Below are 15,516 nucleotides of genomic sequence, written 5' to 3'. Positions count from 1 at the left end.
TCTCCGCTGGGCGCAGGCGCCCGGTTAACGTGAAGGTGGCCGTGCCTGGCCGCGTACCTCGACCCGGTGTGGATCGGGTTGACCCAGGCGCACCTGCGCCGGATCGATGTTGGAGGGCAACGCCCTCGTCGGGTCCGCTGATGGGCCTGCATCCGGTTGCGGCAGCGGATCATGGGGTGATCCAGCATCCACAACCGTCGGCGGCCATCTATTGCCCGCGTCTGCTTCGTTCGGTTCGGCATTATCGCCTGTGAGCACCGACTTACCCAAGTCCATCAGCGCCTTTCCCGGCAACTCGGACAACTCCGGTGCCTGCGGCAATTTGCCCCGCAGCCAGTCGGCCGACGGCTGCAGCCACGGCAGCACGGCCGATTCACGCCAGGATGGCTCCTCAGTCATCGAGGTGAAGCCCATCAGCAATACCGCCAGCACCGCCAGCAATACGCCGCGCAGCGTGCCCAGACAAAGCCCCAACAGGCGGTCAGGGCCTTTCAGCAGCACGGTCGAATTGACGACCCCTCGCAGCATCCAGCTGACAATTGCCATCGCCAGCAAGGCGCCGATGAACACCAGCAGGTAACCGCCGATGTATTCGCCGGGCGACGGTGGCATGCCGGCGGACAACATCAGCGCCGCCTGCTCGCCAAAACGAAACGCGCTCCAACCGGCGACCAGCCAGGAGGCGACGCCCAGCACGGTGGCCAGCAACCCACGGATCAGGCCGAACACCGCCGACAGGGCGATGATCGCCAGCAGTACCAGATCAACCACGGCGCACTCGCTGCGGACAGGCCGCCACGGTGCGGTTCAGCACGTTGGTTTCAGGCGGCATCAGGGATGCGGACGAACCATGCCGGCAATGCCGACCTTGGCCGCCACCTGGGCCTTGAGCTGTTCGGCTTCGGCACGGTTGGCCACCGGCCCAACGCGGACGCGGTTGAGCGTGCCGTTGTCGGTACGCACCTGCTCGACGAAGGCACTGAAGCCCGCGGCGCGGGCGCGGTCACGCAGCGCGTTGGCATCGGCCGCCTGGCCGAATGCACCCAGCTGCACGGCAAAGCCGACGTTGCTGGCGGCTGGCGCGGCCGGCGTGCGGACTTCCGGCTTGGCCGCAGGCGGCGCAGGCGGCGCAGGCGTTGCGGCGACCGGCTTGGCGGCTTCGGGTTTCGGGGCGGGCTTCGGCGCTTCGGGCTTGGGCGCGGCGGCGACCGGCTTGGCCGGTTCCGACGGCAAGGCTTCGGTACGCACCGGCGCGGTGGTCGGCGCGGCCGTGGCGGTGCTTGCGGCCGGGAGTGCGGCAACGGCGGCGGGCGCTTCGACGCTGGCGTCGAGCACCACCACCTGCGCGTTCACGTCGTTGCGCACCTTGCCGGCTTCCAGACGCACCAGTTCAGCCTGCGCACGATCCGCATACGGACCAATGCGCACGCGCCAGGCTGGACCGCCGTTGATGGTGTCGGCCTGGCGGAAGCCCGGCAGGTTGGATTTCTTCAGGTGCGCGATCACCGCGTCGGCATCCGCCTCGCTGGCATAGGCACCAAAGTTGACCGCGTAGTTGCCGGCGGCAGCCGTCGGCGGCAAGGCATTGCCTGATTGCGCCGGGGTCGTCGCTGGGGCATCCGGCTGTGCGCTCGGCATGCCCAGCGCACCTGCGGCAGACGCCGACGGCGCGACCAGCGGCAGTTCGCGGGTTTCAAACTGGCCATCGCCGGGGGCGGCGGGCGCGGTCAACGGTACGTCCTGCGTACCACTGTCCGGCGCCGGGCCTTTAACCAGCATCGGCAGGAAAATCACGGCAAGCGCCACCAGAACGATGGCACCAATCAGTCGCTGTTTCAGAGGAGTATCCACAGATGGCGTACGAGCGGCGTGGCGGAATGCCTTGGCGATTATAGGGGTGGTGTCCGGCCTGCGTTCTCAGTCAGCTGAACGAAGCATCGGCAGCGCTTCGGCCACGGTGTGGAACGAGCCGAATACCAGCACCCGGTCGCCGTCACCGGCCTGTGCCAGCGCGGCATCCAGGGCGGCGGCAACGCTGTCGGCCAGTTCGGCGGTGGCCGCGCTGCTGTCCTGCAGACGGTCACGCAGCTGCTGCGCGGTTTGGCCGCGTGCGCCTTCCAGCCCGGCCAGCATCCAGACATCCACCTGCGGCTGCAGTGCCTGCACCACGCCGGCGGCGTCCTTGTCGGCCAGTGCGGCGTACACCGCAAAGGTGCGGCCGGTGACCGGCTTGGCGCTCAATGCCGCTGCCAATGCGCCGGCCGCCTGCGGGTTATGGCCGACATCGATCAGCACTTCAACGCCATCGCGCAGGAACGACTGCAGGCGACCAGCGATCTGCGCATCGGCCACGCCCTGCGCCCACGCGGTGTCCGGCACCGGCTTGTCCAGCGCGCGCAAGGCGGCGATCGCGGCGGCGGCGTTGGTGCGCTGGATCGGCGCCCACAGCGCGGGCTGCGGCAGCTCGATGCGGAACGACACATCACGCCACGCCCACTGTTCTGCATCGATGGCTTCGGCGAAGAAATCGCTGCCGCCACGGATCGCGTTGGCGCCCAGCACATAGGCGCGACGCAGCACGCTCGACGGCGGATCGGTCTCGCCCAGAATCACCGGCTTCCAGCCACGGATGATGCCGGCCTTCTCCTCGCCGATGGCCTCGCGGTCACTGCCCAGCCAATCGGCGTGGTCGATGTCCACGGTGGTGATGACCGAGACATCGGCATCAATGATGTTCACCGCATCCAGGCGGCCGCCCAGCCCGACTTCCAGCACCGCGAGGTCGAGACCTGCCTGCTGGAACACCCACAACGCGCACAGCGTGCCGTATTCGAAATAGGTCAGCGGCGTGTCGCCACGCGCGTCCTCCACGGCGTTGAAACCGGCCACCAGGGTGGCGTCATCGGCATCGGCGCCATTGATGCGCACACGCTCGTTGTAGCGCAGCAGATGTGGCGAAGTGTAAGCACCGACCTTCCAGCCGGCAGCGCGCGCGATGGATTCGATGAAGGCGACCGTCGAGCCTTTGCCGTTGGTCCCGCCGACCACGATGCTGTGTTCGCCCGGCCGCCCCAGCTGCATGCGTGCGACGACGTCACGCACGCGGTCCAGCCCCATCGCGATGGCCTGCGGGTGCTGTTGTTCGATATGGGCGAGCCACTGCTCAAGCGTGGCGGGACGTGCGGAAGACATGCGAGTGCTCTCTGGATCAGGCGCCGGCCAAGACGGCCAACAGCGCGTTGCGCGCGGGAAAGGCGCACATGATACAGCGGCGGCTGCGCCCGGCCGCCAAGCTTCCCGGCATGTCAGGCCGGGAGCGTGGTGCCGAGCCATGCTCGGCAGGGCTTCATCGGTAGCGCCTCAGCCGAGCATGGCTCGGCACTACCCAAAGCGGATTACGGGATCCGGTTACAGCGCGCGGTGCTTGTTACAGCGCGCGATGCTTGGCTTCGCCGAAGAACGGGGTGTGATGGGCGCAGTCGTTCAGGCGCACCACTTCCAGGTGTTCCACGTCCGGGCCTTCAAGCAGGTTGAGCGTGGTCGGCGCCTGGCGGAAGGTCCACAGCTTGGCGATCGGCAGGCCGAGGATCCTGCACAGGATCACGCGGTTCACCGCGTCGTGGGCGACGACCAGCAAGGTGTCTTCTTCGCCCAAACCTTCAGCGGCCTTGATCAGACCACGCCAGCTGCGGTCCAGCACCTGGCGCAGCGATTCGCCGCCGGGCATCAGCACGGTGTCGGGTTCCTCGCGCCAAGCGTGCAGACGGGCCGGATCCTTGTCGTTGATCTCACTGGCGAGCAGGCCTTCCCATTCACCGTGGGCGATTTCCTGCAGGTCCGGCTCGGTCAGCAGCATCGCTTCACGGGCGCTGCCCAATGCGGCTTTGGCCGTGGCCTGTGCACGGCTCAGCGGCGAGGCGACGGCGCGGGTGATCTGCACGTCTGCCAGCCGCTCACCCAAGGCCTTGGCTTGGGCTTCGCCCACGGGCGAAAGAGGAATGTCGATCTGGCCCTGGTAGCGGCCTTCGGCGTTCCACGGCGTTTCGCCGTGACGGGCAAGCAGGATGCGCATGCAGCAAGTTCCATGGTTGTGTGGGGCCCGCCAGGTGACCGCGACGGGACGCGCATCATAGCCCGGCCGTGCCCCGCCGCCGCCCACGGTTACCTTCGATACGGATCTGGCAACTGCCTACGGGGAACCGGGATTGGGGAACTGGGAATGTGGGGGTGTGCGCGTTGAGGGAATAAATCAGGGTCCAGGGAACTTTCATTCCCTGCTTCCCGTCCCATCGAAGCTTCTGAAGCCGGGAATGGGGAACAGGGAATGAAAGGGCACGAACAGGAATGGAACACATCCGCAGCGAGTGGGCTTTCATTCCCCGCTCCCCATTCCCCTGCCCCCCACCGATGACACAGCTGCGTCCCCGGAACAGGCGTTACCATACCGGCTCCCTATCGGTGACACGGTGTGACGTCCGCATGTGGGCCTGCAACCTCCACGCCCTCGACGCGGTATGAGCAACCCTTCCACCTCTCCGACGCCCCTTACCCCCGAGCCCTGGAACGAACGCCGCGATCGCTGGTTCGCGACGCTGATCAGTGCGTTGGTGCATCTGTTGATGCTGCTGATCCTGATGTTTTCCAATCCGCCGGTGGTTTCTTCGCCCGAGGGTTCTTCCGGTGGTGGCCGGGTCAAGGTCGATTTCGTCGGCGAGGCCCCGCCATCGGCAGAAACGCGCGAAGTACCGCCGCAGGACAAACCCAACAAGACCGCCCGCGCACAGCCCAAGCCGGTCACGCAACGTCGTAGCCCAGACCGCAAGCCGGTGCCGGAAGCCCGCTATATCGAACCGCCCAGCGAACCGGAGCAGGAACATACGCCGACGCAGGAGCAGCAACAAGCCGAGGCGGCACCGCCAGCGGCTGCCAGTCCGTCGGAAACCGTGCCGCGCCGCCCGCAGACCTGGACCGGTCGCCCGCCCGGCTCGCTGGACCGAACCACCGCGCCGAAGGATTCCGGGCGCTCGGTCGGCCAAGGCAATGACAGCGGCCGCCGCATCGACAGAAGCGCAGGCGAACCGGCCATGGAAGTGGGCGGCTACCAGATCATCTACGACCTGCTCAGCGAGACAAAACTGCGCGACTGGATGGCGCAGAACAAGAAAGATCGAAACCAGCAGGACGAGGACAAGCAGGAACTCTCGATCCCATTGCCGGGCACCACTTACCTGATGGTCTGTCCGGCCGAAGTCGCCCTGCGCCGCGGTTCCAGCAAGTGCCGCATGCTGCAGGCCGGCTCACCGGAGCTGCAGAACATCGGCGATGCGCGGCAGTTCGTCATCGTGATGTACGTCTACCGCTACGGCGAACTGCTGTGGCGCGGCCCGGGGCCGTATCGCTGAGCCGGACAAAGATTGGTTTGCTAGTGCCGAGCCATGCTCGGCAGAGGCTTCACCGGTAGAGCTTCTGCCGAGCGTGGCTCGGCGCTATCGTTGCGAGCCGACCGCTGCATCAACCCGCGAAGAACTTACCCCTCCGCTGCGCGAAAGGGAGGGAGCAAAACAAAAAGCCCGGACAGTTTCCTGCCCGGGCTTTTGTTTGAACCACTCGGCTCGAACTTACTTCGAGGCGGCGTCCAGTTCCTTCAACAGCTGCGGCGCCGGCGCCACTTCCTGCATGATCCAGCGCATGTAACGCTCGTCCACCGAGATCATGCGGGTCATCACCGGGTCGAACACCCAGTTGCTGGCGACCGATTCCCAGATACCGTCAAACGCCAGGCCGACCAGACGACCGTGCGCGTCCAGCACCGGCGAGCCGGAGTTGCCGCCGGTGATGTCCAGGTCCGACAGGAAGTTCACCGGCACGCTGCCGATACGCGAATCTTCCAGGCCGCCGTAACGCTTGGCCTTGACCGCATCGATCAGCGCCTTCGGTGAATCGAACGGATCCACGCCGGTTTCCTTGGCGACGATGCCTTCCAGATCGGTGAAGGCCGGCTGTACCTTGCCGTCCAGGCCGGTGTAACCCTTCACGTTGCCGAAGGTGATGCGCAGCGACAGGTTGGCGTCCGGGTAAACGAACTCGCCTTGGGTCTTCTTGTAATCCGCAATGGCCTGCAGGAACAGCGGACGTGCCACCAGCTCCTCGCCCATGCGCAGCTTGCGCTGGTGTTCCAGTTCCAGCAGCGCCGGCATCACTGCCACCGCGTACTGGATGGCCGGATCGGTGCTGGCCTCGAACGCCGCCTTGTCGGCGTTGAGCCACTTCAGGCGTTCGTCCAGATTGCCCAGCTTGGAGCCGTCCAGGCGCGCAACGGTGGCTTCGACCGCCGCAGCGTCGGTACCGCCGATCCACTTGTCGAACGCAGACAGGTGCTGGCCGGCCGGCAACTGCACGTACTGCTGCAGCCAGTACTGCTGGAACTGACGATCCATGGCCGCCACGTAGCGGCGGTCCATCTGCTTCAGGCCGCCTTCGATGGCCGGCAGATCGCGTTCCTGGTAACCCTCTTCGCGCTGTGCGTCCGGCTTGGCCTTTTCGATGGCCAGGCGGTACAGGCGCACGGCGGTGCCCAGCGTGCCGGTGCGGTTGAGCATGCCCAGGTTCAGATCACGCGCCTGGTTGGCGCGGCCCTGCTGGCCCAGTGCCAACAGCTGCGCATGGGCGTCCAGCGCCGGCTTGCCGGCAGCACCTTGCGTGCGCAGCCATTCCAGCACGGCGGTTTCTTCGCGCTGCTTGTGCGCCAGCACGCCGTTGCGCTTGAAGCCGTCCAACTGGCCGTCGTAATTCTTGCTGGTGTTGTTCCAGCCAGCCATGCTGGCGGCGTACTTCACCGCGATGTCCTGACTGTCCTTGCTGGCCGCTTCAACCAGTGCGATCTGGTCCTTGTAGGCCTTGGCGATGGTCGGATACGTCCAGGTCGCGGTGTTCTCGAACTCGCTGACCAGCGCGTAGCGGTCGGTGCGGCCCGGGTAACCGGCCACCATCACGAAATCACCTTCGCCCAGCGGCTGGTTGGCCAGCTTCAGCCAATGCTTGGGCTGGTATGGCACGTTGTCGGCAGCGAATGCGGCCGGCTTGCCGTCCTTGCCGACGTAGGCGCGGTAGAACGAGAAATCACCGGTGTGACGCGGCCACATCCAGTTATCGACGTCGCCGCCGAACTTGCCGACGCTGCCCGGGGGCGCATAAGCCAGGCGCACGTCCTTGATTTCCATGTTCTTGAACAGGCGATAGGTGTTGCCGCCGGAGAAGCTGTACAGGGTGCAGCTGTAGGCGTCGTCGGTTTCGCACTGGGCGATGGCCTGCTTCTCGAAGGCTTCCAGCGCCTGGGTGCGCTTGAGCGGGTCGTTGCCGGCGCCAGCAATGGCGGCCTTGACCTGGGTGGTGACGTCGGTGATGTCGTCCAGCACGTAGATGCGGGCGTTCGGGCCGGCGCTCAGCTCGTCCTTGGTGGTCGGCGCGTTGAAGCCGTCCTTGATCAGGTTCTTCTCAGCGGTGGAGTTCAGCTGGATCGAGCCGTAGGCGCAATGGTGATTGGTCACCACCAGGCCCTGCGGCGAGACGAAGCTGGCGGTGCAGCCGCCCAGCGCAACCACCGCGCCCATCGGGTCGCCGGTGAGGTTGGCCAGCTGCTGCGGATCCAGCTTCAGCCCGGCCTGCTTCAACGGGCCAGCGATCTCCGGCAACTGCTGCGGCACCCACATGCCTTCGGCAGCCTGCGCGGTTTGGGCCAGGCCAAGGCCGGCAATGATGGAAAACGCAAGAAAATTCAGGCGCATATGGCAATACCGAAAGTTTGGAACGGCCGATTGTAACGATTGGAACCGCCTACTTCCCCTGCCATCGGTCAGTACGGGGCCGTTACGGATGCAAGCCTATAATCGGCGCTCTTTTTCACACCCCGGTTTTCCTGCAATGGCACAGACGATGAAGGCGCTGGTGAAGCGCGAAGCGACCAAGGGCATCTGGATGGAAGAGGTGCCGGTGCCGACGCCCGGCCCCAACCAAGTGCTGATCAAGCTGGAAAAGACCGCCATCTGCGGCACCGACCTGCACATCTACCTGTGGGACGAATGGAGCCAGCGCACCATCAAGCCGGGCCTGACCATCGGCCACGAGTTCGTCGGCCGCATCGCCGAGATCGGCCCGGGCGTGACCGGCTATGAAATCGGCCAGCGCGTGTCGGCCGAAGGCCACATCGTCTGCGGCCATTGCCGCAACTGCCGTGGCGGCCGTCCGCACCTGTGCCCCAACACGGTCGGCATCGGCGTCAACGTCAACGGCGCGTTTGCCGAATACATGGTGATGCCGGCCAGCAACCTGTGGCCGATCCCCGACCAGATTCCGTCCGAGCTGGCCGCGTTCTTCGATCCCTACGGCAACGCCGCGCATTGCGCGCTGGAGTTCGACGTGATCGGCGAGGACGTGCTGATCACCGGTGCCGGCCCGATCGGCATCATCGCCGCCGGCATCTGCAAGCACATTGGTGCGCGCAACGTGGTGGTCACCGACGTCAATGATTTCCGCCTGAAGCTGGCCGCCGACATGGGCGCCACGCGCGTGGTCAACGTGGCCAACACCTCGCTCAAGGACGTGATGGCCGAGCTGCACATGGAAGGCTTCGACGTGGGCCTGGAAATGAGCGGCAACCCGCGCGCGTTCAACGACATGCTCGACTGCATGTACCACGGCGGCAAGATCGCCATGCTCGGCATCATGCCCAAGGGCGCCGGTTGCGACTGGGACAAGATCATCTTCAAGGGCCTGACCGTGCAGGGCATCTACGGCCGCAAGATGTACGAGACCTGGTACAAGATGACCCAGCTGGTGCTGTCCGGCTTCCCGCTCGGCAAGGTGATGACCCACCAGCTGCCGATCGACGACTTCCAGAAGGGCTTTGACCTGATGGAAGAAGGCAAGGCCGGCAAGGTCGTGCTGAGCTGGAACTGATCGGCTCGCCGCAGGCTGGGATGAAATCCCAGCCTCGGCACGGATCGACAACAGGTAACGCACAGAAGGCGCCGCAAGGCGCCTTTCGTGCATCTGCAGCCGCGTAGGAGCGGCCTTGGCCGCGAAACACGCACCCACGAAATAACCTGCATGCCTGCGACCGCCAGCATCCTCAGCCTCGCGGCCAAGGCCGCTCCTACCAAACATGAAAAAGGCGCCTTTCGGCGCCTTTTTCATGTTGCATCAAACCCGAATCAGGGCACGTCCACCGACACGGTGAAGACCACGCCCGGCTTGTAGGTGTCCGACTCGCGGCGCAGCACATCAGCGTCCGAGCCGAAGGTGTCGTAGTAACCCAACGTGGCGGTCGCCGGGCCGAAGCCCTTGGACACCGTCACCGCGCCATCGTAGTAATCCGCACGACGCGGCCACTCGTTGGCCTTTTCCTTGATGGTGGTGTAACCGGCGGTTGCGCCGATCGAGAAACCGCTGTCGCCGATGTCGTAGCTGGCTTCCAGTGCGCTGTAGGTCTGCTTGGCGCCGGTGTTGCTGTAATCGTTGGCGTAGCCCAGCAGGCCGCTGACGGTGACCGGGCCACTCCAGGTGACCTTGGCCAGGTACTCGTTGTAATCGATGTCACCGTAGCCCGAGGAAGCGTTGGTGTAGGTGTAGCGGTTCACGCCCAGGTCGATGTTCCAGCTGTCGGTGAGGTCCTTGCTCCAGCCGATGTTGTAGTCGACCTCGAAGTTCGGGCCGCCCTCGCCGAAATCGACGTTGGAACCCCACACGGTGGCGTAGAAGCCCAGCGGTGCGTTGTAGGTGGCGCCAGCCTGGAACGCCGGGCCGTTGTCGGTCTGCGAGACACCGCGGAACACGTAGTCGGTGGTCACACCGAAGGTGGCACTGAACGGCGAGCTCGATTCCTCGCTCTCCTGGGCGCTGACGGCAAAGGGAACGGACAACAGGGCGGCGCAGGCAACGGCGACAAGACGCTTGTTGTGCATCATGCGGATCTCCAGAAAGTGGGGGGAAAGCGAACCGGAGCAGCGTCCGGTTCACGAATTTTTAACCGCAATGATATTGCGATGCAACATCCGCGTGCCCCGCTTCTCGTATTCAGCTTCCTGTCGCGGCAAATATTCCGAAGCGGCGCGCACCAAGCCGGATGGATTCACCGCTGACATAGGCCGGGCTACCGGCCGGCAGTTCCACCTCCACATCGGCCGTCAGGCCGTCCACCCGGGCCCGCAGCCGCTGCCGTGCCCCGCTGCGCTGCACCGTGGCGACCGTAGCCTGCCAATCGCCGTTCGCCTCCACCACCAGATCTTCCGGTCGCACGAATACCTCCAGCGCCTCGGCCTCCGGCAGCGCCCCGTTGCGCGGCCAATGCGCGCCGGCCACTTCCAGGGATTCATCGTGCAGCCGCGCCGGGAGCCGGTTGGCCTCACCGACAAAGCCATAGACGAACGGCGATGCCGGCTGGTCGTAGACCTCGCCCGGCGTGCCGATCTGTTCGATGCGGCCGCGATTGAGAATGGCGACGCGGTCGGCCAGCTCCAGCGCTTCTTCCTGATCGTGGGTGACGAACACGGTGGTCAGCCCGGTGCGGTCGTGCAGTTCTCGCAACCAGCGACGCAGATCGCGACGCACCTGCGCATCCAGCGCGCCGAACGGTTCGTCGAGCAGCAGCACGCGCGGCTCAATCGCCAATGCGCGCGCCAACGCCACCCGCTGACGTTGACCGCCGGAAAGTTGCGTCGGATAGCGCCCGCCCAACCCATCCAGTTGCACCAGCGACAGCAGCTCTTCGACCCGCGCCTCGATGCGTGCCTTCGGCCAACGCCCGGCACCGCGCCGCACTTCCAGACCGAAGGCGATATTGCTGCGCACGTCCAGGTGCTTGAACAAGGCGTAATGCTGGAACACGAAGCCCGCGCGCCGCGCCTGCACGCTCAGGCCGGTGGCGTCTTCGCCATCAAACAGAATGCGGCCCTGCTCGGGTTGTTCCAGCCCGGCGATGGCGCGCAGCAAGGTGGTTTTGCCCGACCCGGATGGCCCCAGCAAGGCCAGCAACTCGCCGCTGCGGATATCCAGGCTGACGCCATCGAGTGCGGCGAACGCGCCGAAACGCTTGCCCAGTTGTTGAATGCGGATGTTCATCGTTTCACCTCAATGGCGATGCGCGGCGGCCAGCGATTGGCCGTGGCGCCACTCCAGGAATGTCTTGACCACCAGCGTCAGCAACGCGGTGATGGCCAACAGTGATGCGCAGGCAAACGCCGCGCTGTAGGCGTATTCGTTGTAGAGAATTTCCACGTGCAGCGGCAGCGTGTTGGTGCGCCCACGGATGTGACCGGACACCACCGACACCGCACCGAACTCGCCCATCGCACGCGCGCTGCACAACAACACGCCGTACAGCAGGCCCCAGCGGATATTCGGCAAGGTCACCTTCCAGAACATCTGCCAGGCATTGGCGCCCAGCGTCAGCGCGGCCAGTTCTTCGTCACTGCCTTGCTGCTCCATCAGCGGCATCAACTCGCGCGCAATGAACGGGAACGTGACGAACACCGTGGCCAACACAATGCCGGGAATGGCGAACACGATGCGCGGCAACTGCAGCAGCGTTTCGCCCAACACTGGCAGGTGCAATCGCACGCCCTCTTCGATGAACGGCCAGAACCAACCTTCACGTCCGAACAACAGAATGAACACCAGGCCCGCAACCACCGGCGACACCGAGAACGGCAGGTCGATCAAGGTCACCAGCCAGCGCTTGCCGGGAAATTGATGCTTGCTCACCACCCATGCCGCCGCCACGCCGAAGATCAAATTCAACGGCACCACGATGGCGGTGACCAGCACGGTCAGCTTCACCGCCGACAAGGCATCCGGCTCGCTGATCGCCACCCAGAACGCCTGCACGCCACCGCGCAGTGCTTCGACAAACACCAGCAGCAACGGCAGCAGCAGGAACGACAACAGAAACCCCAGCGCACCAAGGATCAACAACACCTGCACCCAACGCGGCTCGCTGGTCACCCGCTGCCGCGCACGCACCGCACGTCCCTGCTCCATCTGCACCGGCAACTCCAACGCACGCTCGTTCATCGCGCCCCCCTGCGCTGCAGCCATGCCTGCAGGCTGTTGACCAGCAGCAGCACCGCGAAGGACAGCAGCAACATGGCGCCGGCAATGGCGGTGGCGCCGGCGTAATCAAATTCTTCCAGACGAATGGTGATCAGCAGCGGCGCGATCTCGGTGACGTTGGGCAAGTTGCCGGCAATGAAAATCACCGAACCGTACTCGCCCACACCACGCGCGAAGGCCAATGCAAAGCCGGTCAACATCGCCGGCCACAAGGTCGGCACGACCACGCGCACGATGGTCTGCAAGCGGCTGGCGCCGAGCGTTGCCGACGCCTCTTCCAGCTCGCGTTCGGCTTCGGCCAGCACTGGTTGCACGATGCGCACCACGAACGGCAAGCCCACAAACACCAGCGCGACGACGATACCCAGCGGCGTGTAGGCAATCTTCAAACCCAACGGTTCCAGCCACCACCCTATCCAGCCCTGTCCGCCGTACAAGGCGGTCAACGCAATGCCGGCCACGGCGGTCGGCAAGGCGAATGGCAGGTCGATCATCGCGTCGAACACACGCCGGCCCGGAAACCGGTAGCGCACGAACACCCACGCCACCCAGGTGCCCATCACCGTGTTGAAGGCGGCCGCCGCGAATGCGGTGCCGAAGCTCAGGCGCAAGGCGGCGAGCACGCGCGGCTCGGTCCATATCTGCCAGATACCGCCGATGCCCAGCCCGGCCGCCTTGAGGAACACCCCGGCCAGCGGGATCAACACGATCAGCCCCAGCCAGAACAAGGTGATGCCCATGCCAAGACCAAAGCCGGGCAGAACCCGGCGTTGGCGCCGCGCACGCGGCAAAACTACATTTGCGTTTGTACTCACCGCTTACTTGCTCGCCTGGATCTGGTCGAAGATGCCGCCGTCTGCGAAGTGCTCGGCCTGTGCTTTCTGCCAGGAACCAAACGCCTGGCGGATGGTGACCAATTGCAGCTGCGGGAAGCGCGCTACGTCAGCACGGTCGGCGTACTCGGGACTGCGCGGACGGTAGTAATGACGCGCGGCAATGCGTTGGCCTTCCGGCGAGTACAGGTATTGCAGATAGGCCTGCGCCACCTCGCGGGTGCCATGACGGTCGACATTGCGGTCCACCAGCGCCACCGACGGCTCAGCCACAATCGACTGACGCGGCACCACGATCTCGAACTTGTCCGGGCCCAGTTCTTCCTGCGCCAGAAACGCTTCGTTCTCCCAGGCCAACAGCACGTCACCGATGCCACGCTGCACGAAGGTGGTGGTTGCACCGCGTGCGCCGGTATCGAGCACCGGCACGTTGCGGAACAGCGCGCGCATGTAGTTCAGCACCTTGTCGCGATCGCCCTTGAAGATGTGATCGGCGTACGCCCATGCCGCCAGATAATTCCAACGCGCACCGCCGGACGTCTTCGGGTTCGGCGTCACCACCGACACGCCACTGCGCAGCAGGTCGGGCCAATCGCGAATCGCCTTGGGGTTGCCCTTGCGCACCAGGAACACGATGGTCGAGGTGTACGGCGCGCTGTTGTCCGGCAGGCGTTCCTCCCAGTTGTCCGGCAGCAGCTTGGCCTTCTCGGCGATGGCATCCACGTCGTAGGCGAGTGCAAGCGTCACCACGTCGGCCTCGATGCCGTCGATCACCGCACGCGCTTGTTTGCCGGAACCGCCGTGCGAGGTTTCGATGGTGACATTGTCACCCTTGGTCTCCTTCCAATGTTTGGCGAAGGCCGCGTTGAAATCGCGATACAACTCGCGGGTCGGATCGTAGGACACGTTGAGCAACTGGATGTCGCGCGCAAACGCGCTGCCTGCGGTCACGGTCAGCAGGAAAGCGAGCGCAGCAATACCGGCACGGGAAAGGAAGGAATGTTTCATGAAGGCTCTCCGTCAGAAGGAAACTTGCAGGCGCGAGAAAACGGCTTTTTCGTCCGGCAGCTTTGCGCCGCCGGCGGCAGCATCGAAGCTGCTTTGCAGATAGTTGGTGGCCAGCTTGAGGTTGGCGGTCAGGTACCAGTTCGCCCCCACCGTCCACGAGCGGACACGCGACGCCGAAGTAGCCGGATCGGCATAAAGCGGGAACGCAGCACGGTCGATATCCAACTCGCCGTAGCGTGCGGTCAGCTCAAATGCACCCAGCCCACCATTGATGCCGAACGGACGCGACGGTGTTACACCGCGATAGCTGGCGTCTTCGCCGGTCAGCACATAACTGGCCGTTGCCTGCCACGCGCGGTGTTCCAGTTGCTTGCGCTGCCCGTCGCGTGAGACTTCCTGCTGCGAGACGATGTACTCGGCCTGCAGGCCGAAGCCATTGCGGTAGAACCAGCCCTGCGGCGACCAGCGCAATGTGTCGCCATCGGCGCTCACCGCGCTGCGGTAACTGAAGAACGTGGTCTGCGCGGGTGTGCGATAACGCGGCAGGAAATTGTTTCCCGTGCCGTGCTTTTCGCCGGCACTGGCGCCGAGGCCAAAGCCCAATCCGGCCCACACGCTTTCCGTGCCTTTGAACGGCTCGAAGAACACGCGGCCGGCGTACTCGAAGTCGTCATCGGGATTGCTGGTCACCGCATCGCGGCCATCCACGGTGCCGTTGAATACGCCCAACGCGTAACTGAATTTTCCCTTGGCCACGTCGCCCTGCAGCTGCACGCCGAGATCGCGATTGGGTGCCAATTCACTGGCCAGCGCGCGCTCCACATCCACCAACGCAGCGGACGACTGCAAGCGCTCCAATCCCACCGGCGATGTGAACTTGCCCACGCGCAGCGTGTACGCAGGATCGAAGCGCAGGTCGGCATACGCGTCGACAATGCTGGCGCTGTCACCGGCAAACTCCGGGGTGAAGCGGTACGCCACCAGCTTGCCGAGCGAGCCTTCCAACGTTGGCCGCGCGGTGCGCAGCAGGAAGGTATTGTTCTGGCTGCTATCGCCGATGAACACCCGCGCATCGCCCTGCAGCAAGCCGCGCAGCTTCAACTCGTAATTGCCGTCGCCGGATTTGAACGACGCGCCTTTCTGGTCGATGGCGATCTTCGGCGCGGCCTTGGCGCTGGCCACGCGTTCTTCTTCCTGCAGCTCCAGGCGGCGTTCGAGGATGCGCAGGCGCTGATCCAGATCAGCCAGGCCGGCACCTTCAATCGGCGCACCGTCAGAGACACCGGCCAGCCGTTCCAAACGCTCCAGGCGCTGCTGCAGCTGTTCGACGCTGAGTTGCTGGGCCTGCGCCGGTGACCACGCCCCACACACCAGCCCGGCCAGGCTGAGGGACAACAGCTTCCTGGTCGGCAAGGTGAACGGGGGACGTTTGGCGGTCATCGGTGGCTCCTGTGAAGGTGAGGTGGAGCGTCGATGCTGCAGGCGCACACCCAGCCGGAGAAATGACTTCGGGCGCGCCGCTTATAGCCATCGCGCATGACGCCAGCGGCAAACGCGGCGGACGGCTAAA

12 protein-coding genes and 1 pseudogene are annotated in these 15,516 nt (G+C 65.0%); 2 read left to right on the top strand and 11 right to left on the bottom strand.

The features are described 5' to 3' along the window. Positions 1–24: 24 nt before the first annotated feature. The 4 genes from ACREP4_RS05095 to ACREP4_RS05080 form a co-directional block, all read right to left on the bottom strand. Complete coding sequence (locus ACREP4_RS05095; RefSeq protein ID WP_431595096.1) at positions 25–771, bottom strand: CvpA family protein; 747 nt, start codon at positions 769–771, stop codon at positions 25–27. Between the two features lie 60 nt (positions 772–831). After that, entirely contained in the window at positions 832–1,851 is a 1,020-nt protein-coding gene (locus ACREP4_RS05090; protein ID WP_431595095.1) for an SPOR domain-containing protein, read from the bottom strand. Between the two features lie 66 nt (positions 1,852–1,917). Further along, on the bottom strand, positions 1,918–3,192 hold the full coding sequence (folC, locus tag ACREP4_RS05085) for a bifunctional tetrahydrofolate synthase/dihydrofolate synthase (protein WP_431595094.1): 1,275 nt from the start codon (positions 3,190–3,192) through the stop codon (positions 1,918–1,920). Positions 3,193–3,427: 235 nt separating this feature from the next. After that, a complete protein-coding gene (locus tag ACREP4_RS05080) occupies positions 3,428–4,072 on the bottom strand; it encodes a histidine phosphatase family protein (protein WP_431595093.1) in 645 nt (214 codons plus the stop codon). A gap of 442 nt (positions 4,073–4,514) precedes the next feature. Here ACREP4_RS05080 and ACREP4_RS05075 point away from each other — a divergent pair, with 442 nt between their 5' ends. Continuing rightward, a complete protein-coding gene (locus ACREP4_RS05075) occupies positions 4,515–5,402 on the top strand; it encodes a hypothetical protein (RefSeq protein ID WP_431595092.1) in 888 nt (295 codons plus the stop codon). A gap of 216 nt (positions 5,403–5,618) precedes the next feature. Here ACREP4_RS05075 and ACREP4_RS05070 read toward each other — a convergent pair whose 3' ends face one another. Continuing rightward, on the bottom strand, positions 5,619–7,784 hold the full coding sequence (locus ACREP4_RS05070; protein ID WP_431595091.1) for a S46 family peptidase: 2,166 nt from the start codon (positions 7,782–7,784) through the stop codon (positions 5,619–5,621). A 136-nt stretch (positions 7,785–7,920) separates the two neighbouring features. Here ACREP4_RS05070 and tdh point away from each other — a divergent pair, with 136 nt between their 5' ends. Next, positions 7,921–8,955, top strand: coding sequence for an L-threonine 3-dehydrogenase (gene tdh, locus ACREP4_RS05065; protein ID WP_431595090.1), 1,035 nt, complete (start codon positions 7,921–7,923; stop codon positions 8,953–8,955). A gap of 254 nt (positions 8,956–9,209) precedes the next feature. Here the strand turns inward: tdh and ACREP4_RS05060 are convergent, their stop codons facing one another. From ACREP4_RS05060 to ACREP4_RS05035, 6 genes and pseudogenes are all read right to left on the bottom strand, one after another. After that, on the bottom strand, positions 9,210–9,962 hold the full coding sequence (locus ACREP4_RS05060) for a TorF family putative porin (RefSeq protein WP_431595089.1): 753 nt from the start codon (positions 9,960–9,962) through the stop codon (positions 9,210–9,212). Positions 9,963–10,071: 109 nt separating this feature from the next. Beyond that, the gene (locus ACREP4_RS05055; RefSeq protein ID WP_431595088.1) at positions 10,072–11,115 is read right to left on the bottom strand and encodes a sulfate/molybdate ABC transporter ATP-binding protein; all 1,044 of its coding nucleotides are present in this window, start codon (positions 11,113–11,115) and stop codon (positions 10,072–10,074) included. A gap of 9 nt (positions 11,116–11,124) precedes the next feature. Next, positions 11,125–11,994: pseudogene (gene cysW / locus ACREP4_RS05050) on the bottom strand (sulfate ABC transporter permease subunit CysW); the annotation flags it as partial. A gap of 68 nt (positions 11,995–12,062) precedes the next feature. Then, on the bottom strand, positions 12,063–12,920 hold the full coding sequence (cysT, locus tag ACREP4_RS05045; RefSeq protein WP_431595087.1) for a sulfate ABC transporter permease subunit CysT: 858 nt from the start codon (positions 12,918–12,920) through the stop codon (positions 12,063–12,065). Positions 12,921–12,923: 3 nt separating this feature from the next. After that, on the bottom strand, positions 12,924–13,946 hold the full coding sequence (locus ACREP4_RS05040; RefSeq protein WP_431595086.1) for a sulfate ABC transporter substrate-binding protein: 1,023 nt from the start codon (positions 13,944–13,946) through the stop codon (positions 12,924–12,926). Between the two features lie 12 nt (positions 13,947–13,958). Continuing rightward, positions 13,959–15,386, bottom strand: a complete 1,428-nt coding sequence (locus ACREP4_RS05035) for an OprO/OprP family phosphate-selective porin (protein ID WP_431595085.1) — start codon at positions 15,384–15,386, stop codon at positions 13,959–13,961. Positions 15,387–15,516: the final 130 nt, after the last annotated feature.

This window comes from Stenotrophomonas sp. (assembly GCF_050737575.1).
In the GTDB taxonomy this organism is placed as follows: domain Bacteria; phylum Pseudomonadota; class Gammaproteobacteria; order Xanthomonadales; family Xanthomonadaceae; genus Stenotrophomonas.
The sequence above is the reverse complement of the archived record's forward strand: the minus strand, read 5'-3'. Positions and strand labels throughout refer to the sequence as shown.